We start from the raw sequence: 530 nt of genomic DNA on the forward strand, positions 1-530 counted from the left end.
AAGGGATTGAGTATCGAGTGGGAGAGGCGGAGAACTTACCGGTCTGTGACGAAAGTGTGGACTATGTCTTTGCCAATATGTACCTTCATCACGTTGAGTCGCCTTTTCAGGCAATAAAAGAGATGGTGCGAATTCTGAAGCCGGGTGGTACGCTGGTTGTCACGGATTTGGACGAGCACTCTTATGAGTTCTTAAGGACGGAGCAATGCGATCGATGGTTAGGGTTTAATCGCCAGGATATTAGGCGGTGGTTGACTGATGCGGGTCTGAAAGACGTGTTGGTGGACTGTGTGGGTGAGAATTGCTGTGCCCAATCAAGTTGTGGTTGTGAATCTGCGAGCATCAGTATATTCATAGCTGTAGGGGTGAAATGAGGGGCCGCCCAACATGCGGCTCAAGCCGACCCCGCTCCGCTCGCCTTCGGCTCGCTCCGCGGGGCGGCTTAGCCCCAGATCGTTGGGCCGCCAGAGGATGAAGGTTTCCCTCTGGCGGAGGCAGGGCGGGCTGGAAGGCCGAAGGGAGCGCGGGCA

General features: G+C 55.7%; 2 protein-coding genes. One reads left to right on the forward strand and one right to left on the reverse strand.

Features of this window, described 5'->3' with window-relative positions; translation table 11 throughout:
* The first annotated feature begins 17 nt into the window (after positions 1-17).
* Positions 18-374, forward strand: a complete 357-nt coding sequence (locus NZ653_10190; protein MCS7287484.1) for a class I SAM-dependent methyltransferase — start codon at positions 18-20, stop codon at positions 372-374.
* On the opposite strand, the gene NZ653_10195 is transcribed toward NZ653_10190, so the two are convergent.
* Positions 315-530 (reverse strand): hypothetical protein (locus tag NZ653_10195; GenBank protein ID MCS7287485.1); only part of this gene is annotated, 216 nt, incomplete at its 5' end. The two genes, NZ653_10190 and NZ653_10195, sit on opposite strands and share 60 nt — an antisense overlap.

The sequence above is a fragment of the Anaerolineae bacterium genome (assembly GCA_025062375.1).
Taxonomy (GTDB): domain Bacteria; phylum Chloroflexota; class Anaerolineae; order SpSt-600; family SpSt-600; genus SpSt-600.